General features: G+C 62.3%; 20 protein-coding genes. 9 read left to right on the top strand and 11 right to left on the bottom strand.

Annotated elements, in window-relative coordinates; all coding sequences use genetic code 11:
* Positions 1-11: 11 nt before the first annotated feature.
* The 4 genes from FSY59_RS14275 to FSY59_RS14260 are packed head-to-tail and all read left to right on the top strand — an operon-like array spanning position 12 to position 3,279.
* The gene (locus FSY59_RS14275) at positions 12-512 is read left to right on the top strand and encodes a nucleoside deaminase (RefSeq protein ID WP_148729178.1); all 501 of its coding nucleotides are present in this window, start codon (positions 12-14) and stop codon (positions 510-512) included.
* Positions 513-565: 53 nt separating this feature from the next.
* The gene (locus FSY59_RS14270) at positions 566-1,594 is read left to right on the top strand and encodes an ABC transporter substrate-binding protein (RefSeq protein ID WP_003050764.1); all 1,029 of its coding nucleotides are present in this window, start codon (positions 566-568) and stop codon (positions 1,592-1,594) included.
* A 57-nt stretch (positions 1,595-1,651) separates the two neighbouring features.
* Positions 1,652-2,500 carry an ABC transporter ATP-binding protein gene (locus FSY59_RS14265; protein WP_003050765.1) on the top strand — a complete coding sequence of 283 codons (849 nt, stop codon included), beginning with the start codon at positions 1,652-1,654 and terminating at the stop codon, positions 2,498-2,500.
* 8 nt (positions 2,501-2,508) lie between these two features.
* On the top strand, positions 2,509-3,279 hold the full coding sequence (locus FSY59_RS14260; RefSeq protein ID WP_003050766.1) for an ABC transporter permease: 771 nt from the start codon (positions 2,509-2,511) through the stop codon (positions 3,277-3,279).
* Positions 3,280-3,378: 99 nt separating this feature from the next.
* On the opposite strand, the gene FSY59_RS14255 is transcribed toward FSY59_RS14260, so the two are convergent.
* Positions 3,379-5,064 (bottom strand): phosphoethanolamine transferase, encoded by a 1,686-nt coding sequence (locus tag FSY59_RS14255; RefSeq protein WP_187427920.1) that lies wholly within the window; start codon positions 5,062-5,064, stop codon positions 3,379-3,381.
* A gap of 116 nt (positions 5,065-5,180) precedes the next feature.
* Positions 5,181-6,362 carry an aminopeptidase gene (locus FSY59_RS14250; protein WP_148729176.1) on the bottom strand — a complete coding sequence of 394 codons (1,182 nt, stop codon included), beginning with the start codon at positions 6,360-6,362 and terminating at the stop codon, positions 5,181-5,183.
* Between the two features lie 42 nt (positions 6,363-6,404).
* Between FSY59_RS14250 and FSY59_RS14245 the strand changes: the two genes are divergently transcribed.
* The 3 genes from FSY59_RS14245 to FSY59_RS14235 all read left to right on the top strand — a co-directional run bounded on the left by FSY59_RS14245 (position 6,405) and on the right by FSY59_RS14235 (position 8,701).
* Positions 6,405-7,022, top strand: a complete 618-nt coding sequence (locus FSY59_RS14245; RefSeq protein ID WP_148729175.1) for a hypothetical protein — start codon at positions 6,405-6,407, stop codon at positions 7,020-7,022.
* Positions 7,023-7,097: 75 nt separating this feature from the next.
* On the top strand, positions 7,098-8,369 hold the full coding sequence (locus FSY59_RS14240; protein WP_148729174.1) for a cyclopropane-fatty-acyl-phospholipid synthase family protein: 1,272 nt from the start codon (positions 7,098-7,100) through the stop codon (positions 8,367-8,369).
* Positions 8,370-8,380: 11 nt separating this feature from the next.
* Positions 8,381-8,701, top strand: coding sequence for a DUF1840 domain-containing protein (locus tag FSY59_RS14235; protein WP_034373624.1), 321 nt, complete (start codon positions 8,381-8,383; stop codon positions 8,699-8,701).
* 74 nt (positions 8,702-8,775) lie between these two features.
* Here FSY59_RS14235 and FSY59_RS14230 read toward each other — a convergent pair whose 3' ends face one another.
* The 8 genes from FSY59_RS14230 to FSY59_RS14195 form a co-directional block, all read right to left on the bottom strand.
* A complete protein-coding gene (locus FSY59_RS14230) occupies positions 8,776-9,765 on the bottom strand; it encodes a tripartite tricarboxylate transporter substrate-binding protein (protein WP_003050777.1) in 990 nt (329 codons plus the stop codon).
* Positions 9,766-10,036: 271 nt separating this feature from the next.
* The gene (locus FSY59_RS14225; protein WP_043375401.1) at positions 10,037-11,284 is read right to left on the bottom strand and encodes a phenylacetate--CoA ligase family protein; all 1,248 of its coding nucleotides are present in this window, start codon (positions 11,282-11,284) and stop codon (positions 10,037-10,039) included.
* A gap of 139 nt (positions 11,285-11,423) precedes the next feature.
* Positions 11,424-12,263: an ABC transporter ATP-binding protein gene (locus FSY59_RS14220; protein WP_003050780.1), complete on the bottom strand. Its 840-nt coding sequence runs from the start codon at positions 12,261-12,263 to the stop codon at positions 11,424-11,426.
* A gap of 197 nt (positions 12,264-12,460) precedes the next feature.
* Positions 12,461-13,777 (bottom strand): ABC transporter substrate-binding protein, encoded by a 1,317-nt coding sequence (locus FSY59_RS14215; protein ID WP_003050782.1) that lies wholly within the window; start codon positions 13,775-13,777, stop codon positions 12,461-12,463.
* A gap of 166 nt (positions 13,778-13,943) precedes the next feature.
* On the bottom strand, positions 13,944-15,008 hold the full coding sequence (locus tag FSY59_RS14210) for a branched-chain amino acid ABC transporter permease (RefSeq protein WP_003050783.1): 1,065 nt from the start codon (positions 15,006-15,008) through the stop codon (positions 13,944-13,946).
* 17 nt (positions 15,009-15,025) lie between these two features.
* On the bottom strand, positions 15,026-15,955 hold the full coding sequence (locus FSY59_RS14205) for a branched-chain amino acid ABC transporter permease (protein ID WP_003050785.1): 930 nt from the start codon (positions 15,953-15,955) through the stop codon (positions 15,026-15,028).
* 10 nt (positions 15,956-15,965) lie between these two features.
* Positions 15,966-16,751 (bottom strand): ABC transporter ATP-binding protein, encoded by a 786-nt coding sequence (locus FSY59_RS14200; protein WP_003050788.1) that lies wholly within the window; start codon positions 16,749-16,751, stop codon positions 15,966-15,968.
* Between the two features lie 11 nt (positions 16,752-16,762).
* Positions 16,763-18,700 carry a long-chain fatty acid--CoA ligase gene (locus tag FSY59_RS14195; RefSeq protein WP_148729173.1) on the bottom strand — a complete coding sequence of 646 codons (1,938 nt, stop codon included), beginning with the start codon at positions 18,698-18,700 and terminating at the stop codon, positions 16,763-16,765.
* 226 nt (positions 18,701-18,926) lie between these two features.
* Here FSY59_RS14195 and FSY59_RS14190 point away from each other — a divergent pair, with 226 nt between their 5' ends.
* Together FSY59_RS14190 and FSY59_RS27685 are read left to right on the top strand one after the other, a co-directional pair.
* Complete coding sequence (locus FSY59_RS14190) at positions 18,927-19,658, top strand: Crp/Fnr family transcriptional regulator (protein WP_029158367.1); 732 nt, start codon at positions 18,927-18,929, stop codon at positions 19,656-19,658.
* An 84-nt stretch (positions 19,659-19,742) separates the two neighbouring features.
* The gene (locus FSY59_RS27685) at positions 19,743-21,710 is read left to right on the top strand and encodes a pseudouridine synthase (protein ID WP_255439448.1); all 1,968 of its coding nucleotides are present in this window, start codon (positions 19,743-19,745) and stop codon (positions 21,708-21,710) included.
* A 145-nt stretch (positions 21,711-21,855) separates the two neighbouring features.
* On the opposite strand, the gene FSY59_RS27680 is transcribed toward FSY59_RS27685, so the two are convergent.
* Positions 21,856-21,987: a hypothetical protein gene (locus FSY59_RS27680; protein WP_255265001.1), complete on the bottom strand. Its 132-nt coding sequence runs from the start codon at positions 21,985-21,987 to the stop codon at positions 21,856-21,858.
* Positions 21,988-21,992 lie beyond the last annotated feature (5 nt).

Raw genomic sequence — 21,992 nt, 5'->3', positions numbered from 1 at the left:
AGGATCCAACCATGTCATTGCCTCAAGCCCAGGCCCTGAATGACGCCGATGGCCGTTATTTGCGCGAAGCCATTGCGCTCGCGGATACGGCACGCGAGCGCGGCAACCGGCCGTTTGGCGCGCTGATCGTGGCCGCCGACGGGCGCGTGCTGGCCCAGGCCAGCAATGCCAACGGTGAGAGCGGCGATTGCACGGCCCATGCCGAGCTGTCCGCCATCCGCCTGGCCGGCCCCTTGCATTCACGAAATGAGCTGGCCGTCGCCACGCTGTACTCGTCCGCCGAGCCCTGTGTGATGTGCGCCGGCGCGATCTTCTGGTCCGCCATCGGCCGGGTGGTCTATGGCATTGATGCCGAGCGGCTGCGCGTGTTCCGTGGCGAGCGGCTCGATCAGAAGGATGCAGAGCTGTCCTGCCGCGATGTGTTTCAGGCCGCTTCGCACGCCATCGAATGCATCGGGCCGGCCTTGATCGAAGAGGCCAGCAGTTCGCACCAGGGCGCCTGGAAGGTCTGAGCCCCGGCACGCATTCAAACGCAATTCATTGACATAGAGAGAGGGAAGCCACCATGCAAACCAAGCGCCTGTTCCTGCAATCCGTTCTGGCCCTGGGCAGCTTTGCCAGCGCCACGGCGGCCTTTGCCGCCACGCCCATCAAATTCCAGCTGGACTGGCGTTTCGAAGGACCTGCCGCGCTGTTTCTGCAGCCCGCCGCCAAGGGCTATTTTCAGGCAGCGGGCCTGAATGTGACGGTGGACGCCGGCAGCGGCTCCGGTGGCGCGATTCAGCGCGTGGCATCGGGCTCTTACGACATGGGTTTTGCCGATCTGGCCGCACTCATGGAGTTTCATGCCAACAACCCCGATGTCAAAGACAAGCCAGTGGCCGTGATGATGGTCTACAACAACACGCCGGCTTCGGTCATGGCCCTCAGGAAGAGCGCCATTGCCAAGCCTGCAGACTTGACCGGAAAAAAGCTCGGCGCACCGGTGTTTGATGCGGGTCGGCGCGGTTTCCCGCTGTTTGCCAAGGCCAACAAGGTCGGCGATGTGCAATGGACCACCATGGATCCGCCGCTGCGCGAGACCATGCTGGTGCGCGGCGATATCGATGCCATCACGGGCTTTACCTTTACTTCGCTGCTGAACCTGGAGGCGCGTGGCGTGAAGGCGGCCGATGTGGTGGTCATGCCGTTTGCGGACAACGGCGTCAAGCTCTATGGCAACGCCATCATCGCCAGCGCCAAGCTGGTGCGCGAGAACCCCGAAGCCGTGCGTGCCTTCCTCAAGGCCTTCAGCAAGGGCGCAAAGGAAGTCATGGCCAACCCCGGTGCCGCCATTGCCTATGTGAAGGAGCGCGACGGCATCGTCAACACGGCGCTCGAAACCCGCCGTCTGCAACTCGCGATCGACACCGTGATCAACACCGCCGATGCGCGCGGCGAGGGCTTTGGCCAGGTCAGCCCCACACGCATGGCGCTGATGGCTTCCCAGATCTCGGACGTCTATGCGACCAAGACACGCGTGAACCCCGAGACGCTCTGGAACGGCCGCTTTCTGCCGCCCGTAGCGGAACTCGACGTTTTTCCCAAGAAGTAATTGCTCATTGATTGATAGCTGGATGCGCTTGTGTGACAGGCGCTACAGCCTGCTTTTATGAAGTCATCAGATACAGAAGCTGCCCGGCCATTTGTCGAATTCAAAGACGTCTGGCTGGCCTATAACGAAGAGCTGCTGCAGGCCAACCACTTTGCGGTGGAAGCCATCGACCTCACGGTGCAGCGCGGCGAGTTCATCGCCATCGTCGGTCCTTCGGGCTGTGGCAAGTCCACTTTCATGAAGCTCACCACTGGCCTGAAGATGCCGTCCATGGGGCGCATCACGGTCGATGGCCAGCGTGTCACAGGGCCGCTCAAGATCTCGGGCATGGCTTTCCAGTCCTCTTCGCTGCTGCCCTGGCGCACCACGCTGGACAATGTGCTGCTGCCGCTGGAGATCGTGGAGCCGCACCGCTCGCAGTTCAAGCAAAAGCGCAAGGAATACGAGGCGCGTGCCATAGAGCTGCTGGGCAAGGTCGGACTCGCGGGCTATGAACGCAAATACCCCTGGCAGCTGTCCGGCGGCATGCAGCAGCGCGCCAGCATCTGCCGCGCCCTGATTCACGAGCCGCAGATGCTGCTGCTCGACGAGCCCTTTGGTGCGCTCGACGCCTTCACGCGCGAGGAGCTGTGGTGCATTTTGCGTGACCTGCAGGCCGAGCAGAAGTTCAATGTGATCCTGGTCACGCATGATCTGCGCGAGAGCGTGTTCCTGGCCGATACCGTCTATGTGATGAGCAAAAGCCCGGGCCGCTTCGTGGTGCGCCGCGACATCGACCTGCCGCGCCCGCGCGATCTGGAGGTCACTTACACCCCCGAGTTCTCGGACATCGTCTACGAGCTGCGCGGCCATATTGGCGCCCTGCGCAAAAGCGGCACCGACACCGCTGCAGCCATTCCTCAATAAGGCGCATCATGAAACATAGAAAAACCGCCGAGCGCTGGGCTCCCTGGCTGCTGTTGCTGCTGATCGTCCTGCTCTGGCAGATCATCTGTTCGGGCTTCGGCGTCTCGGAATTCATCTTCCCCAGCCCCTGGGCCATAGGCCATCAGCTCTATGAGTTTGCGGGCACGATTGCCATGCATGCCTGGCGCACCTATTGGGTGACGATGGCGGGCTTTGCACTGGCGATCGTGGTGGGCGTGCTGCTGGGGTTTCTGATCGGCTCCTCGCGCCTGGCCTATGCGGCGTTCTATCCGCTGATGACGGCATTCAATGCTCTGCCCAAGGCCGCATTCGTGCCGATTCTGGTGGTCTGGTTCGGCATCGGCGCAGGCCCGGCCATTCTCACGGCCTTTCTGATCAGCTTCTTCCCCATCATGGTCAATATCGCCACGGGTCTGGCCACGCTGGAGCCCGAACTGGAAGATGTGCTGCGCGTGCTGGGAGCCAAGCGCTGGGACGTGCTGATCAAGGTCGGCCTGCCGCGCTCCCTGCCGTATTTCTACGGCTCGCTCAAGGTCGCGATCACGCTGGCCTTTGTGGGCACGACAGTCAGCGAGATGACGGCTGCCAACGAGGGTATCGGCTATCTGCTGGTCTCCGCCGGCTCTTCCATGCAGATGGGTCTGGCCTTTGCAGGGTTGATCGTGGTGGGAGCCATGGCCATGGTGATGTACGAGCTGTTCAATCTGCTGGAAAAGCACACCACGGGCTGGGCGCGCCGCGGTTCTCAGGGCGAGTGATGCGCTGCTGCTGATCGCTGCCAGCGCAGCACCTGGAAACGAAGAAGGCCTGCCGGATCGTCCATCCGGCAGGCCTTTTTTGTGCTGCGCAGTCAATGTCTAGCTGGCCTTGCGGCAACTGGCAAATGCATCCAGCGGCTGTTTGTAGGTCGGCGAGGTGACGTCCATCAGGCCCATGACCGTATGAAACAGGTTGTCATGCGAGAGCGGCTGATCCAGTGTCTTGCTCAGGCAGCTCTGATTCAGGCCGGTACGAGCACCCAGCGTTCCCAGCCAGGCAATCATGGGCACATGTTTCTGATCATCGGGTGCCATGGCATAGGGCATGCCATGCAGATAGACACCGAGTTCGCCCAGCGACTCGCCGTGGTCGGACATGTAGAACATGCCGGTTTCAAACTGGCTTTGCTGAGTCTTGAGCCAGTCTATGGTCTGGGCCAGGAAATGGTCGGTATAGCGAATGGAGTTGTCGTAGACATTGACCACGCTTTGCTGTGGGCAGCTGGACAGGGCATTGGTGGCGCATTCGGGCTTGAAGGCCTTGAGGTCCGGGGTAGAGCGCTTGAAGTACTCGGGGCCATGACTGCCCATCTGGTGCATGACCAGAACCAGACCCTTGGCGCGGCGCGCGGGGTCCAGTCTGGCGATGCGCTCATCCAGGCCGGCGAGCAGCAGCGCATCCAGGCACTCGCCATCCTGGGCGCACAAGGCCTTGCCGGCAGGCGTGTTCACACTGTCGGCGGTGTCGGCCATGGGAATGCGCTTGCACACGCCTTTGCAGCCGGCCTGATTGTCCACCCAAAGCACGGCCAGTCCGGCGGCCTGCAGCACGTCGAGAAGGTTGTCATGCTCGACCTTGGATGCGTAAAAGCCTTCTCGGCCCAGGTTGGAGAACATGCAGGGCACCGATTCGCGGGTGCTGGTGCCGCAGGAGCGGGCGTTGCGCCAGCTCAGCACATCGCGCCTGGCCAGCTCGGGGTTGGTATCGCGCTCATAGCCGTTGAGGCTGAAGTTCTTGGCGCGCGCCGTCTCGCCCACCACCAGCACCAGCAGCGGCGGTTTCTGGGCCGCAGCATAGCTGGCACCCAGGGCAGCGCCGCCCGTGATGCTGACAAAAGGCCTGGGCTTGTTGATCAGGGGATCCAGTGCCACCGAGGCTGCGGACAGCACGGGGTTGATCGGGTTGATCATGTAGCGCAGCCAAAGATTGTTGCGTACCACCGGGGCCAGATCGCGGTAGGACACGGCCAGGGAGGCGGCTATCAGGGCGATGCCGCCCAGCAGCAGCAAGGCGGTGCGCAGCATGTTGCGCCAGGCGCTGCTGGCGCGTTTGAGCGGGGTTTTCCACAGCCAGATGGCAGGCAGGACGGCGATGATCAGCACCTCTGCCAGCAGCTTGATGTTGAAAAGGTCTGAGCTTTCGCGGGCATCGGTCTGCAGGATGTTGTGGATCATGCCCTTGTCCATCACGGTGCCGTAGCTGACCATGAAGTACTGGGAACTGGCAGCCACCAGCAGCAGTGCAACCCAGAACGGCTTGGTAAAGCGTGGCCAGGCGAACAAGGAGGTCAGCAACAGGCTGGCGCCCAGCACCAGCGGCGCAACCCGCATGGCCAGCATGAGCGGGCTGCCTTGATAGCCATCCAGAGAGGGCAGCCGCAGCCACAGGGCCCAGTTGGCGGTCAGCGTCAGCCATATGGCCAATGCCAGAGCGATGAACTGAGGTGTGCGAGGTTGAATAAGCCTCTTGAAAAAGGGTGCAGAAACAGAGTCTTGGGTAGCCACGGCAGACAGCCAAAAAAAAGGTATCGGATAAGTCTGGCGGGACTTTCTTAAAAAGCGCTGAAGCCTCCTACATGGTTAACCCTTGTAAATAATTGTTTCATGTCAGTCTGAAGTGTTTATTGGCACTGAGTCGCTGTTTTCGCCGCTTCTCCCCATTGGACGCATAGCCGCAGCTTGCGTTCTTCAGCAGGCAGGGCCGACAGATCGCGCATCTGCGCATAGAAGCTGCGCCAGGTTTCTCGCGTGGCCGGGCCATCGCCGCGCAGCTGCAGCCACCAGCTGGTCATGGCGGGGACCCAGTCATCGTAGGCAGCCAGGGCGCCGAAGCTGGCGTTATTGGCCTGCGCCACCCATTCATCGGTCTGGGCCAGGCGCCGCTCATACTGCTCGCGCAGGGCTGGGCTGGTCAGCAGGGGCCCGTCAGTGGCGATCCATTGCGCTCTGAGCTGAGCATAAGTGCCGCGAAATTCTTCAAAGACCTTGCTTTTGATGGCGGGCAGCGATTGTGCATCAATCGGCTGGGTACCCTCAGTCTCGTAGACCTGTTGCAGGCGCTGGCGGGCCTCACGTGTCAGCTGCTGCCAGTGCTCGCGTCGCTGCAGACCTTGCTGCCAGCGTTGTTGTGTGGCGGCGCTGGCATGGCCCTGCAGCCATAAAGGCGTGGCCATGCGTTCCACCGTGGTGGCAAAGGACTCGTTGAAGGCCGTGTCGTTCTTCACATACAGCAGCTGGTGGGCCAGCTCGTGGAACAGCAGACCGGCGAAGTCGCCTTCCTGCCAGGATGTGAAGGTGCTGAGCAGGGGGTCGCCGCCCAGCCAGTTCAGATAGCCAAGCGTGGAGTAGGCCGGCACGCCATAGACGCTGGTCTCCAGCCCCCGGGCCTGAAGCCTGAGCGCTTCTGCCTGCGCGCCTTCCTTGCTGAAATAGCCTCGGTAGGCAATGCAGCCGGTGATGGGAAAGCACCACTGGTGCATCTCCAGGCTGTAGGCCGGGGCTGCCACCACGTTCCAGACTGCAAACGGACGTTGCAGCTGGGCATAGCGGGTGTAGCTGGCGTTGTCGGGCAGGGCCAGCTCCTGGCTGGCAAAGCGGCGCATCTGCTGTGCGGTCTGCAGGCGCTGACGCAGTGCCGCAGAAGTACTGTCCTCGCTCAACCAGTCTTCGACGGGGCGCGCGGCCTGAAGAATCTGCATCTGGCCCTTGAAGCCCTGCCAGTAATAGCCGGCGCTGCTGCAACCCGTCAGGCCTGCAATTGCGACGCTAATTCCCAGCAAAGCCCTCAGGCTGACTACACTCATCCTTTTTCTCATTGCGCTTGTCCGCCTGTCTGGTTTCGCTTCATGGATTTTCTAACGCTCGCCATCATTGTCACCACCGTGCTCTACGTGCTCAAGAAGCAGGAGCAGCGCCAGCACACCCAGCTTCTGGCCCAGCATCTGGCACGTTTTCAGATCGAGAAGCTCATGGCCAATCTGATGGAAGGGTATCTGCGTGTCATCGGCGAGAAGGATGCCCAGCGACGTGAACAGATCTGGCCCGTGCTGGCCAATACCGAGAGCAGCCTGGTGAGCCAGTTTCAGCGCTTTGCGGAAGAATTCGCCACCTTGCCGGCCGAGCAGACACGTGCCAGCACCCTGCCGCTGGCGCTGCCCTATATGACCCGCGTTCTGCCCTCGGCCACCATGGATGTGCGCGAGGCCATGAAGCTGCATGCCAAGGCGCTGGCGGCTGCACGTGTGGGTGATGCGGCCGACGAGGAAGAGCGCAAGCGCCGTGCCTTCACCATGACGGCCGAGCTGATGCTGATGCAACACACTTGCCACTGGTTCTGCCGCAGCCGCACCGTTGCCTCCATGCGCTTGCTGGCGCGGCACAAGACGGCCTATGAGCAGGTGCTGCAGTGCGTGGCCCCCGGTACTCTCAAAGCCTACGAAAAGCTGATGCAGGCCAGCAACTGAGGTCTTGTCAGACCCAGGGCCGTTCGGGGTTTGGAGAAGTTTCCCGTCTTGACCCTGCCATAGTCGATGTGAACAATGGTTTTCATGAAAAACCTGTTGAGCACATTGGAGCCGCTGCTAGCAAGACTTCCTGTGACGGCATCGGTAGAACTTCCATCGGGCGAGCGCATCGGGTCTGAACACAGTGCGGTGCAGCTCATTTTCCGCTCCCCCAAGGCCCTGGCGGCGCTGCTGGACGGCCAGATCGGCTCGATCGGCTCGGCCATCGTCGAGGGGTGGGTGGAGGTCAAGGGCAGCTCCCGCGACATCATGGCTGCTGCGGCCGGGCTGCTGCGCGGCGATCCGGTCAGCCATGCGCCTTCATGGCTGGGACAGACGGTTTCCAAGGCCAGGTCACTGGCCATGCACACGCTGACGCGCGATGCCGAGCAGATTCAGTTTCACTACGATCTCTCTGACGACTTCTACGCGCTGTGGCTGGATCCGCGCCGCGTCTATTCCTGTGCCTATTACAGGGAGCGGGGCATGAGTCTGGCCCAGGCGCAGGAAGCCAAGCTCGATCACATCTGCAAAAAGCTCAAGCTTCAGCCTGGCGAGCGCTTCTGGGACATCGGCTCCGGATGGGGCGGACTGATCTTCTGGGCGGCAGAGCATTACGATGTTCAGGCCCATGGCATCACGCTGTCGCGCAACCAGTTCGATCATGTGCAACGCCTGATCGCCGAGAAGGGTCTGCAGGGCAAGGTTCAGGTCGAGCTGCGCGACTACCGGCAGATGGGTGATGTGGAGCCGTTCGACAAGATCGGCTCGGTCGGCATGTTCGAACATGTGGGCAGCGCCAATCTGCAGGAATACTTCGACACCATTTACTCCATGCTCAGGCCCGGCGGACTGGCCCTGGTCCATGGCATCACGGCGGGCGGGGTCAGCAATGTGGAGCTGGGCGCCGGCATGGGCGAGTTCATCAACCGCTACATCTTTCCCGGTGGCGAGCTCATGCATGTCAGTCGCGTGCTGCATGACCTGGCTGCCAGCGGGCTGGAGATGGTGGACACCGAGAACCTGCGCCCGCACTATGCGCGCACGCTCTGGGCCTGGTCGGATGCGCTGGAGGCCCGGCTGGGCGAGGCACAGGCACTTTTGCAGGCCCAGTATGATGAGGACAAAGCCGTCAAGGCGCTGCGTGCCTACCGCCTCTATCTGGCGGGGTCGGCCATGGGGTTTGAGCATGGCTGGATTGCGCTGCATCAGATGCTGTGCTGCAAACCCGATGGCGATCTGCGCAGCGGCGCGATGACCGGTGCGCAGAGCGGCTATCCTTTTAACCGCGAATACATCTACCGTTGAAGGAACCGCTCATGCCCTACAAATTCAAATCGCGTGCCACGGCAGACCTCATCATGCTGGACGCCAACGGCCGCAAGCTGCTGGAAATCATCGGCAAGTCGCCCGACGAGGTGCACGGCATCATCACCGTGGAGCAGATTCCGGCCGCCATTGCCGCGCTGGAGGCTGCTGCCGCCGAAGAGGCCGCCAGGCGCAAGCAGCCGGAAGACGATGCGCAGGACGAGGATGCGGCGCCTGCGAGCCAGGACAGCGTGGCCCTGGGCCAGCGCATCGTGCCTTTCGTCGACATGCTCAGGCGCAGCGCGGCCGATGGCAAGGAAGTGACCTGGTAAGTCCCGCCACCTTCTGGCCACCCCAACAAAAAAAGCCTGCAGATGCAGGCTTTTTTTGACGAGCTTGCGCCCTATCAGTCGGCGTAGATGCCGGCGGCCTTGATGACCTTGCCCCACTTGGCGATTTCGGATTCCACAAACTTCTTGTGGCCGGCAGGGCTGGTGCGGTCATCCGTGGCAATCACGGCACCCAGGGCTTCCTGGCGCTTGATGAACTCGGGGTCCTTGAGCGAAGCCTTCATGGCTTCGTTGATCTTCTGCACCACATCGGCAGGCGTGCCCTTGGGAGCGTACAGACCGTGCCAGATGGTCACGTTGAAGTCCTTCAGGCCCAGGGACTGCAGTGTAGGCAGGTCCTTGAGTGCAGGCGTGGTCAGCGGCTTGGCCGTGGTCACGGCATAGGCCTGAACCTTCTTGGCGGCAATCTGCGAAGTGGTGTTGGTGGTCTGGTCGCACAGCAGGTCCACCTGGTTGCCCATCAGGTCGGCAATCGCAGGAGCCGCACCCTTGTAGGGCACAGGCGTCATATCCTGCTGCAGCGAGGCCTGGAACATCAGGCCGCACAGGTGCGAGGCGGAGCCCACGCCGGCGTTGGCCAGATTCACCTTGCCCTGGTTCTTGCTGACCCAGTCCTTGACTTCGGCGAAGTTCTTGGCAGGCAGGGTGGGGCGGCCGATCAGTGTCATGGGCACATCGTTGATGATGCCGGCGTACTCGAAGTCGTTGAGCACGTTGAAGGACAGCTTGCGGTACAGCGTCGGGATGGTGGACATGCCGATATGCGTCAGCAGCAGCGTGTAGCCGTCGTTGCGTGCCCGTGCGGCCTTGGCCGTGCCAATCGTGCTGCCGGCACCGTCGGCGTTGTCGATGACGATGGTGGCGTTGTTCAGCTGCTTGCGCATGGATTCAGCGAGGTCGCGTGCCACCTTGTCGGTGGGGCCGCCTGCCGTGAAAGGCACGATGATCGTGATCGTCTTGCCAGCTGCTGGGTAGCTGTCGGCATGGCTGCTGATGGCGGCGGTGGCGGCCAGAGCGATGGTGGCGATCTTGAAAATAGTTTTCACAGTGTCTCCCTAAAAATAATGTGCAAGCAGACCAGGACGGTTGGCTTGTTGTGACGTAAAGCCGGATTCTAGGGAGCGCTAATCTGTGGGGTTTTTGTTATTTTCTAAGTGTTATCCCTTGATGGGGCCGGGGATCACATTGCATTTGCGCTAAAGCAAGCCGGTGAGGTGTCGCGAATTGGCGACAGCTGTGGCGGAGTTCGCATCAAGCCGTAGCCGTCGCACCAAAGCCTGACGGCCGCAGAGCCGGCTGTCAGCAGCCTGCGGAGCTTCATTGATAGGAGCGCGCGTCCTCGATCACCTTGCCGTCGTTGGGCAGGCTGCCGGGGGCCACCATCTGTACCTCGCCGCGCAGCTTGGTGACCTCGCGCAAGGCATCGATCACCTGCAAGGCAAAACCCGGCGAGGTCTCCGTGGTTTCCACGAGCAGCTGCATCTGGTCGTTGGCCATCTCGCCCGTCACCACCAGTCTGGCCCTGGCGATCTGCGGGAAGCGCTTGACGACCTCGGCCACCTGCTTGGCATGCACGAACATGCCGCGTACCTTGGTGGTCTGATCGGCGCGGCCCATCCAGCCCCTGATGCGGGCATTGGTGCGGCCCGTAGGGCAGGTTCCCGGCAGATAGGCCGAGAGGTCGCCCGTGCCGAAGCGGATCAGCGGGTAGTCGGGGTTGAGCGTGGTGATGACCAGCTCCCCCACCTCGCCTTCGGCCACGGGGTCGCCGGTGCCTGGACGCACGATCTCCACGATCACGCCTTCGTCCAGCACCAGGCCTTCGCGGGCGCTGGTTTCATAGGCAATCAGGCCCAGATCGGCCGTGCCATAGCTCTGGTAGGCATCGATGCCATGTTCGCGCATCCATTGGCTGAGCGAGGGCGGGAAGGCTTCGCCGCTGACCATGGCCTTGGTCAGGCTGGGCAGCGCCACGCCCATCTCCTGGGCTTTTTCCACAATGATTTTCAGAAAGCTGGGCGTGCCGACATAGGCGGCTGGTCGCAGATCGGCCATGGCCTGGACCTGCTGCTCGGTCTGGCCCGTGCCGCCCGCAAACACCGTGCAGCCCAGGGCCTGGGCTCCGGTTTCCATCATCGAGCCTGCGGGCACAAAGTGATAGCTGAAGCAGTTGTGCACCAGCTCGCCCGATCGAAAGCCTGCAGCGTACATGGAACGGGCCATGCGCCAGTAATCGGCGCGACGGCTTTCGGGTTCGTAGATGGGGCCGGGGCTGGCAAACAGTCTGGGCATGTCGTGGCCCAGGCCAATGGCATTGAAGCCTCCGAAGATCTGGCGCGGGCGCAGTGCAGCCTGGCGTTCCAGCAGTTCGCCCTTGCGGGTGACGGGCAGCTGGGCCAGTGTGCTGCGGTTGGTGATGCTTGTCGCATCCACGCCCTTGAGGATCTCGGCAAACGCAGCCGAGCGCTGCTGGGCATGGGCAATCTGCGCGGGCAATGCAGCCATCAATGTCGCTTCGCGCTCATCAGGGCTGCGAATTTCCAGGGAGTCGTAGAAGTCACTCATGGCAAATCCTGTAGGGAAAATTCAAGCGGTAGGGGTGTAGCCTTTGAAACTGGCGAAATCCATGGAAGAGGCAAGGAGCAAGAGCCTGGGCGGCCCTGTCGCCTTGCAGCGAGCTTGCCGTCCCCTCGGGCGGGGTTTTTCAGGCCAGCCAGCGCTTGCGGCGCTTGTAGCTTTTCACGTCCTTGAAGCTCTTGCGCTCACCGCCGCCCACACCCAGGTAGAACTCCTTGACGTCCTCGTTGCTGGCGAGATCCTTGGCGGAGCCGTCCATGACGATGCGTCCGCTCTCCATGATGTAGCCGTAGTCGGCGTACTTGAGCGCCATGTTGGTGTTCTGTTCGGCCAGCAGGAAGGTGACTTTTTCCTTGCTGTTGAGGTCTTTGACGATGTGGAACACCTCATCCACGATCTGCGGAGCCAGGCCCATGGAGGGCTCGTCGAGCAGCACCATGCGCGGGTTGCTCATCAGCGCGCGGCCGATGGCGCACATCTGCTGCTCGCCGCCCGAGGTGTAGGCCGCCTGGCTTGTGCGCCGGGTCTTGAGGCGCGGGAAGTAGTTGTAGACCTTCTCCAGATTGGCGGCAATCTCGCCCTTGTCGGTGCGCGTGTAGCTGCCCGTGAGCAGGTTCTCCTCGATCGTCAGGTGGGCAAAGCAGTGGCGCCCTTCCATGACCTGTACCACGCCACGCTTGACGAGTTCGGCCGGCGAGAGGTTGGCGATCTGCTCGCCCTCCAGTGTGATGCCGCCCTTGGTGACTTCACCGCGTTCACCCTTGAGCAGATTGGAGATGGCACGCAGCGTGGTGGTCTTGCCCGCGCCATTGCCGCCCAGCAGGGCCACGATGCTCTGGTGCGGCACTTGCAGAGAGACGCCCTTGAGCACCAGGATCACATGGTTGTAGATGACCTCGATGCCATTGACTTCCACCAGGGGCGTGGCCTGAGGGGAAGTGGAAACTGTGTGCGCGTTGTCGGTCATGCGGTCACCTGGTAACTCAAAATAGATAGCTGTAAACGCTTTTTAGGTAAGCGATTGAGGCTGATTTTTGTCAATCCGGTTGCGGCGAGACGAGCCTTGGTCAGAGACATCAAGCAGGGGCCGATGCCGGCCGCTTGCCTCGCAGCGGGGATGTCTCCCCCTCAGGCGCTAGGCGCCAGTGGGGGGCGCGAAGCACCTCAGGGAGTGCAGGTCCTTACCTTGACGTTCTTTTCCTTGGCGTACTTGTCCGCGAATTCCTTGTAGAGCGGATCGACCATGGACTTGTCGGCCTGGTACCAGTCGGAAGTCACCTTGAACTTGGCGCCGTCCCAGGTGGCAATACGCGCCCAGTCGGCGCCCAGGTGGTTTTCGCAGCTGGTCTTGAAGGGGCGGATGATCTTGCCGAAGCCCAGCTCGTTCAGGCGCTCCTGCGTCATGTTCAGGTTCTCCAGGCCCCAGCGCACCTGCTCGGGTGTCATGACCTTGCCCTTGCCGAACTTCTCCTGTGCGGTGCGGATGGCTTCGACCTGCAGCATGGAGATCACCATGCCGCGGGTATGTGCCAGCTGACCCAGCTCCTTGGCGTCCTTGGCAGTGCCCTGGCCCTTGTCGTAGAGCATGGACTTGATGTCGCCATGCACCTTGTCGCTTTCGGCCGTGTTGTGGATGGTCACCGTGTTGTAGCCCTTGGCGCCGGCGCCGATGTCCTTGACGTCATGGTCGGAGCCACCCCACCACACGGCATACATCTTCTCGCGCGGGTAGCCCGTGGCCTGTGCCTCACGCACGGCTGTGGGCGTCATTACGCCGGCCGACCATAGCAGCACATAGTCGGGACGGTTCTGGCGAATCTGCAGCCAGGTGGATTTCTGCTCCACACCGGGCGCGGTCACGGGCAGCTTGATCAGCTCAAAGCCGTCCTTGGCAGCGCGCTTTTCCAGCAGCGGAATGGGTTCCTTGCCGTAAGGCGAGTCGTGATAGACGAGGGCAATCTTCTTGCCCTTGAGGCTGCCTTTTTCCTTCTTCAGGATGTCCTGCACGATGGAGTCGGCGGCGGTCCAGTAGTTGCCCAGCAGCGGGAAGTTCCACTCGAAGACCTTGCCGTCCACGGACTGGGACAGGCCATAGCCCGGAGTGACCACCGGCACCTTGTCCCCAGGGGCCTTGTCGGTCACGGCAAAGGTGATGCCGGTGGACTGGGTGTCAAAGCCGGAGGCACCGCCGTCCTTGTTCTTCAGGCGCTCGTAGCATTCCACGCCCTTGGCCGTGTCGTAGGCGGTTTCGCATTCCTCGAACTTGATCTTCACGCCATTGATGCCGCCCTTGGCGTTGACCAGCTTGAGGTAATCCTGCTTGCCGTCCGCCCATGGAATGCCCAGGGGCGCGAACTGCCCTGTGCGATACACCAGCAGGGGCACAAACTGCTCCTGAGCCTGAGCGGCCGGCGAAGCCATCAAGGCTCCCATGCCTGCAGCAACAGCAGCGGCAGCAATCGCAACTTTCTTGAACATCATCGACTGTCTCCTTGGGTTTATGGGACGCTGTCCCGGTTGCAGGCACTCTGCGGTGTCTTGAAGAAAAGAATACTGAGGTAGCTCAACGGTCCATGAACCTGCATGACTCGCTGCGCGGCATCGAACAAGGGTGCCGGCTCGCAGCGTTTCAGCAGATGTTTCATGCTCAATGCGGGAACGGCCAGACACGCAGCTTCTGACGGGCCGTGGCCCAGAGCTTGGCCAATCCGTGGGGTTCCACAATCAGGAAGAACACGATGAGCGCACCAAAAATCATGTGCTCGAGATAGGTTGCCGTGGCCGTGGACAGCGGCAGACCCAGCCAGTGGGGCACCTGGTTGAGCAGCAGGGGCAGCAGCACGAAGAAGGCGGCGCCGAAGATGCTGCCCACCACAGAGCCCAGGCCACCGATGATGATCATGAACAGCAGCTGCAGCGAACGATCCAGGCTGAAGGCTGCGGGTTCCCAGGCACCTAGGTGGACAAAGCCCCAGAGCGCACCGGCCACACCGACGATGAAGCTGCTCACAGCAAAGGCCGAGAGCTTGGCGTAGGTGGGGCGGATGCCGATCACGGCAGCCGCCACATCCATGTCGCGCATGGCCATCCATTCACGCCCTACCGAGCTGCGCACCAGATTCTTGGCGGCCAGGCCGAGCAGGCACAGGATTGCCAGGCAGAGCAGGTACTTCTCCATGGGCGTGTCGATGGCCCAGCCCAGAATGGCCAGCGGCTTGGCGCTGACGGAGCCGGACGAGGAGTTGTTCGTCACCCAGGCCGCACGGGTCGCCAGCCAGTCCACAAAGAACTGGGCGGCCAGCGTGGCCACGGCCAGATACAGGCCGCGAATGCGCAGGCTGGGCAGGCCGAACACCACGCCGAACACCATGGCCACCAGGCCGCCGCCTATCAGCGCCACTAGCAAGGGCATGCCTTCGATGCGGGCCTGGAGGTTGTAGGCCGCATAGGCTCCCACTGCCATGAAGGCGGCCGTGCCCAGTGAAATCTGGCCGCAGTAGCCGACGAGGATGTTGAGACCCAGCGCCGCCAGCGACATGATGACAAAGGGAATCAGAATCGCCTGGAAGGTGTAGTCGCTCGCAATGAAGGGGATGGCCAGGAAGGCAAAGGCCAGGATCAGCAAGATGACCCAGCGGTCCTGGGCGACGCCGAAGATCTGCTGGTCTGCCGCATAGCTGGTCTTGAACTGGCCGTTTTCACGATAAAACATCTGTCAGTCCTCCGGCCTTAAACGCGGTCAATGATTTTGTCGCCGAACAGACCCTGGGGCCGTACCAGCAGGAAGCAAAGGGCCAGACCATAGGCAAACCAGGTCTCGATGCCGCCGCCCACCATGGGGCCGATATAGACCTCGGAGAGCTTCTCGCCCACACCAATGATCAGGCCGCCGATGATGGCGCCGGGCAGCGAGGTCAGGCCGCCCAGAATCACCACGGGCAAAGCCTTCAGGGCCACCAGTGACAGCGAATACTGAACGCCCAGCTTGCTGCCCCAGATGATGCCGACGACCAGAGCCACGCCGCCGGCCACCGACCAGACGATGACCCAGATGCGCGACAGCGGAATGCCGATGGACTGCGCGGCCTGGTGATCGTCGGCCACGGCACGCAGGGCGCGCCCGGTCTTGGTTTTCTGAAAGAAGATGCTCAGGCAGATCACCAGGATGGCGGCGATGCAGGCCGCATACAGGTCTTCCAGGCTGATCATCACACCGCCCTGAAACAGGCTGTCCATGATGAAGACGGGGTCCTTGGGCATGCCGACGTCAATCTTGTAGACCTCGCTGCCAAAGACCATGGGGCCCAGGCCGTCGAGCAGATAGGCAATGCCCAGCGTGGCCATCAGCAAGGTGATGGGCTCCTGATTGACCAGATGGCGCAGGGCCAGCCGCTCGATCACCCAGGCTACGCCCACCATCAGTGTCAGAGTGACGACGATGGCCAGCAGGTTGCCAACGACGCCGGGCTCCATGCCCAGCCAGCCGGGAATCCACTGCGAAAAGCGCGCCATGGCCAGGGCCGAAAACAGCACCATGGCTCCTTGCGCAAAGTTGAAGACGCCCGAGGCCTTGAAGATCAGCACGAAGCCGATGGCGATCAGTGCGTACAGCGTGCCCACCATGAGGCCACCGAACAATGTCTCTAAGAAAAATCCCATGACTGCTCCTTCAGTGGCCCGCGCCCAGGTAGGCGCGGATCACGTCTTCGTTGTTGCGTACTTCATCGGGAGCGCCGTCGCCGATCTTCTTGCCGTAGTCCAGCACCACGACACGGTCTGAGATGTCCATGACCACGCCCATGTCGTGTTCGATGAGCACGATGGTGGTGCCGAACTCTTCGTTCACATCGAGGATGAAGCGGCACATGTCCTGCTTCTCTTCCACGTTCATGCCGGCCATGGGTTCGTCCAGCAGCAGCACCTGTGGCTCCATGGCCAGGGCCCGCCCCAGGTCCACGCGCTTTTGCAGGCCGTAGGGCAGCTGCCCCACGGGAGTCTTGCGATAGGCCTGGATTTCGAGGAAGTCGATGATGTGTTCGACGAACTCGCGGTGCTGCATTTCCTCGCGTTGTGCAGGGCCGATGCGCAGGGCCTGCATGAGGATGTTGCTCCTGATCTTGAGGTTGCGGCCGGTCATGATGTTGTCGATCACGCTCATGCCCTTGAACAGCGCCAGGTTCTGGAAGGTGCGTGCGACACCCATCTCGGCTACCTGGCGGCTGTTCATGTGGCTGAAGGTCTGGCCGCGAAAGGTGATGGAGCCCTCGGACGGCGTGTAGACGCCGTTGATGCAGTTGAGCATGGAGCTCTTGCCGGCGCCGTTGGGGCCGATGATGGAGCGTATCTCGTGCTCTTTGACATTGAACGAGATGTCGGTCAATGCCTTGACGCCGCCGAAGCGCAGGCTGATGTTCTTGATATCCAGAATCACGTCGCCGCTGGTTCTTGTAGTCATGAAAATTCCTCTCAGGCGGCAGCCTTGGCCGAAGCTGGGTGGCGCTTGGCGTCGACGATGGTCAGCGTGGCGCTGACGCTGCCGGTGCGACCGTCCTCGAACTTCACCAGGGTTTCGATGAACTGCTGCTGCTTGCCGGTGTAGAGCGCCTCCACCAGCACGCCGTACTTGTCGGCAATGAAGTTGCGGCGCACCTTGCGGGTGCGGGTCAGCTCGTCATCATCGGGGTCCAGCTCCTTGTGCAGCACCAGAAAGCGCGCCACCTGGGTGTCGGCCATGCCGGGTTCGCTGGCCAGATCGGCGTTGACCTTGTCGATGCATTCGGCCACCAGCTCCAGCACCTTGGCCTTGCTGGCCAGGTCCACATAGCCGCCATAGGGCAGGCCCTGACGCTCGGCCCAGTTGCCCACGGCTTCGTAGTCGATGTTGATGAAGGCGCAGACCTCGTCCTTGCCATGACCGAAGCACACGGCCTCCTTGATATGCGGGAAGAACTTGAGCTTGTTTTCTATGTAGTTGGGCGCAAACATGGCGCCGCGGCTGGTCTTGCCCACGTCCTTGGCACGGTCGATGATGCGCAGCTGGCCGTTGGCGTCGATCACTCCGGCATCGCCGGTATGGAAGTAGCCGCCGGCGTCGATCACCTCGGCCGTGGCATCGGGGCGTTTGTAGTATTCCTTGAGCACGGACACGCCCTTGACCAGCACCTCGCCGTTGTCGGCAATCTTGAGCTCGATGCCCGGCGCCGCCTGGCCCACGCTGGAGAGTTCCACCTGACGGTCGCGCTGCAGGCAGACATAGGCGCAGGTCTCGGTTTGCCCATAGAGCTGCTTGAGGTTGATGCCGATGGAGCGAAAGAAGCGGAACAGCTCCGGTCCGATGGCGGCACCTGCCGTATAGGCCACGCGGATGCGCGACAGACCCATGGCGTTGCGCAGGGGTCCATAGATGAACAGGCTGCCCAGCTGGTATTTGAGGCGATCCAGGGCTGCGACGTTCTTGCCGTCCAGAATGTCCGAGCCTACGCGGCGCGCTACTTCCATGGCCTTGGCATACATCCACTGCTTGAGCGGCGACGCATCCTCCATGCGGATGGAGACCGAGGTCAGCATGCCTTCGAAAATGCGTGGCGGCGCAAAGTAGTAGCTGGGTCCGATTTCGCGCAGATCGATGGCGATGGTCGAGGCGGATTCGGGGCAGTTGATGGTGAAGCCCGCCACCAGCCATTGCGCAAACGAGAACAGATGGTCTCCCACCCAGGCCGGCGGCAGATAGCAGATCACATTGTCCGAAGCATTCAGGCCATCGGTCTGCACGCCGCCGCGGGCGGATTCGCCAAAGCTGGCATGGGTCTGGCACACCCCCTTGGGCTTGCCCGTGGTGCCCGAGGTGTAGAGGATGACCGAGACGTCGTCCGGCGAGACGGCCTGGACCATGGCCTCATAGGCTCCCGCGTGCTGTGCATCCCACTCCTTGCCCTTGGCCAGCAGCTCCTCGGTGCTGATAAGCCCTGGCTGCTCGTACTTGCGCAGGCCGCGCGGGTCGTCATAGATGATGTGGCGAATGCCTGGCACGCTCTCGCGCACTTCCAGCAGCTTGTCCACCTGCTCCTGGTTCTCGGCGAAGGCAAACGCAATCTCCGCGTCTTCCATCACAAAGCGCATCTCGGCGGCCACGGCATCCTGGTACAGCGGAATGGGCACGGCGCCGCAAGCCTGCACGGCCAGAAAGCCCATGTAGACATGGGGCCGGTTGTCGCTGATGAAGGCCAGGTTCTGGCCGCGTTCAAGCCCCAGTGCGCGCAGGCCGCAGGCCATGTGGCGCACGGTCAGCGCGGCTTCACGCCAGCTCCAGCTCTGCCAGATGCCGTATTCCTTCTCGCGCAGGGCGGGCGCATCGGGGCGTTCTGTCGCGTGCTTGCGCAGCAGTTGCGGGAACGTGGTTGTCATGCCTGATCCTCTTGGTTGGGGGCGGAGCCGCAGCGGCTACCCTTCACGAAAGTCTTGCAGGCATGCTATGGGTGACTTTGACGTCAGGATGTCTGTTTGACGACAATTTGAGGGAAAGTCTGCATAGTGGAAATCCGCTGTAACAAATGCTGCTGAAAATGGCGCATTTGCTGCCTCGTGGAAATCCCGCTGTTGCGCCAGCGCGGCTTTGGCAATGCTGCTGGGCATGAGTCAAGAACTGTCCCTGCACCAAAGGCGGCGCAAGCCTTTGAGCTCAGAACTCGATGGCATTCCCTGGTGGCCTGTCCTGCTACCGCTGGAGCGTGAAAATGTGGCGCGCGTGCTGCTTGTCGGCGATGCCGAGCCCGGTGACTATGTCTGCCGCACCGGTCGCCCGCCCACCTACTGGTTTGGGGTGGTCGACGGCCTGCTCAAGATGAACACCGAAAGCGCCGACGGCGTCAGCATGACGCTTGCCGGTCTGCCGCCCGGTGGCTGGTTCGGCGAAGGCACGGTCATCAAGCGCGAGCCCTATCGCTACAACGTTCAGGCCATCCGCAGGAGCGTGGTGGGCGGTCTGCCCATAGACATGTTCCACTGGCTGCTCGACCACTCCATAGGCTTTAACCGGTTTGTGATGAATCAGCTCAACGAGCGACTGGGGCAGTTCATCGCGGCGCGCGAGATCGACCGCATGAGCAATCCCGATCTGCGCGTGGCGCGCACCCTGGCCGCCTTGTTCAACCCCTTGCTCTACCCCGGTGTGGGGCAGATTCTGCGCATCACCCAGCAGGAGCTGGCCAATCTGGTTGGCCTGTCGCGCCAGCGTGTGAACGAGGCCTTGTCCGTGCTGCAGCGCGAGCGCGTGATCCAGATCGAATATGGCGGCCTGCGCGTGCTGGACCTGGAGGCGCTACGTCATGGCGAGTTCTGCGCGTCGCGCAAGGCGCTTGCCTGAGGCCCGTCCTATAACCTAGCCCCGCGCTGGAATTGTGGATAACTCTCGCCTCGCGCCCGCGCGTCGCGAGACAATTACGCCCAAATGTCAGTCAAACCTCCTAAAGAGTCCGGGGCCCCAGGTTCCGGCAATTCCTCCGCGCCCTCCGATGCATCGTCGGCGCGCCCTGTTTTGCGTGCACCGGCCAAGCCTGCCAAGGCGGAAAAGCCGGCGGCAGCCCGTGGCCCCCGGCCCGCAGGCGGCTCCGATCGCGGCCCGCGCGGCGAAGGCGCTCGCGGTGAGCGTGGCGCACGCCCTCAGCGTGAGCGCGACGAGCGCCCCCGCGCTTCCGGTTTTGGGCGCCCCGATGGCGGCCGTCCTGCTCGTGACGACGGCGAACGCCGTGGCGGTTTCTCCCAGCGTGACGAGCGGCGTCCCCGCGCTGATCGAGATGACCGCTTTGCCGAAGGCGGCGAGCGTCGCTTTGGCGGCGGTGATCGTGGCTTCAGGCCCTACGGCGAGTCGCGTGATGGTGATCGCGGTGACGAGCGCCGTGAGTTCCGTCCCCGTGACGACCGCCGTGATGACCGTACGCAAGATGGCCGTGACTTTGGTGACCGTCCACGTTCGTCCGGTTTTGGCCGCTCCGACCAGGGCCGCTTCGAGCGCTCCGAAGGCGCAGAGCGACGCGAATTCCGTCCGCGTGACGACCGCCGTGATGACCGTCCGCAAGGCGGCCGTGACTTTGGTGATCGTCCACGTTCGACCGGTTTTGGCCGTCCTGACCAGGGCCGTTTTGAGCGCTCCGAAGGTGGCGAGCGCCGTGAATTCCGTCCTCGTGACGGCGACCGTCGTGGCGGTGATCGCTTTGAAGGCCGCCGTGATGAACGTCCTCAAGGCCGTGACTTTGGTGACCGTCCGCAAAACCGTGGTTCCGGTCGCCCAGATCGCGCCGAAGGTGGCGAACGCCGCGAATACCAGCCCCGTGATGGCGAGCGCCGTGGTGGCGATCGCCCGCAAGGCCGCGACTTTGGTGATCGTCCGCAGAACCGTGGCTATGGTGACCGTCCCGAAGGCCGCTCCTTTGATCGTGGTGACCGTCGCGGTGATGACCGCCGCAACGACGAGCGCCGTGGCGAACGCCGCGACGAGCGTGGTGGCGAGCCTGAAAAGCGTCATATCCCCGGCTCGTTTGTGTCGGAGGCGACACGCCGTCCCACGACCGGTATCCGCACCTACCGTCCCGCTGCCGATGGCTCGGACCGAGCAATTCCCGTCAAGCGGGCTCCCGAAGCCGAAGCGCGCCAGGACGACCGTCCCGGAGCTGTGCGCATCAACAAGCGCATTGCCGATATGGGCCTGTGCTCGCGTCGCGAAGCCGATGAGTGGGTGGAGAACGGCTGGGTCACGGTCAACGGCGAAGTCGCAACCATGGGCCAGAACGTGGTGCCCGGCGACAGGATCGAGATCGACCAGAAGGCTCAGGACCGCCAGGACCAGCAGGTCACTATCTTGCTGAACAAACCCATGGGCTATGTCAGCGGCCAGGCCGAGGACGGCCATGAGCCCGCCGTGGTGCTGATCACCAACGAGAACCGCTGGAACGAAGACCGTAGCAAGACGCGCTTCAACTTCAGCCAGCTCAAGGGCCTGGCTCCCTGCGGCCGTCTGGACATCGATTCGGTGGGTCTGCTGGTGCTGACGCAGGACGGCCGCGTGGCACGCCAGATCATTGGCGAGGACTCGGAAGTCGACAAGGAATATCTGGTGCGCGTGACCTTTGGCGACCGCGACGTGGATGTGCAGTCCGTCTTCCCCGAAGAGAAACTGGCTCTGCTGCGCCACGGCCTGTCGCTGGACGAGCAGCCGCTCAAGCCGGCCCAGGTGGACTGGCAGAACCCCGAGCAACTGCGCTTTGTGCTGACCGAAGGCAAGAAGCGCCAGATTCGCCGCATGTGCGAGCAGGTCGGCCTCAAGGTCGTGGGCCTGAAGCGCATCCGCATCGGCGGCGTGACCCTGGGCAATCTGCCCACCGGTCAATGGCGCTATCTGGCTGCACATGAAAGCTTTTGATACCCCCTGAGCGGCTCCGCCGCTTCCCCCAAGGGGGACGGGCAGCTTCGCCGCAAGGCGGCTTTTGCTCGCTGCCCCTCAGGCAAGGGTGACGCCATTTTTCAGTGGAAATGGCATCTATCCCTCTGCTGATAAGCGCAAGTAGCTATTCTTTTTGAATCAGTGCTTGCGCTTTTTTCATGTGCAGACCAAAGCCCTTGAAATCGGCAGGGCTGTCCCAAATTAACAAAGCGCATCGCTTCTGGCGATAAATTTTTGCGGTTTTCCAGAAACTCATAGAAC

This window comes from Comamonas sp. Z3, assembly GCF_008121565.1.
Lineage (GTDB): Bacteria > Pseudomonadota > Gammaproteobacteria > Burkholderiales > Burkholderiaceae_C > Comamonas > Comamonas brasiliensis.
The sequence above is the reverse complement of the archived record's forward strand: the minus strand, read 5'-3'. Positions and strand labels throughout refer to the sequence as shown.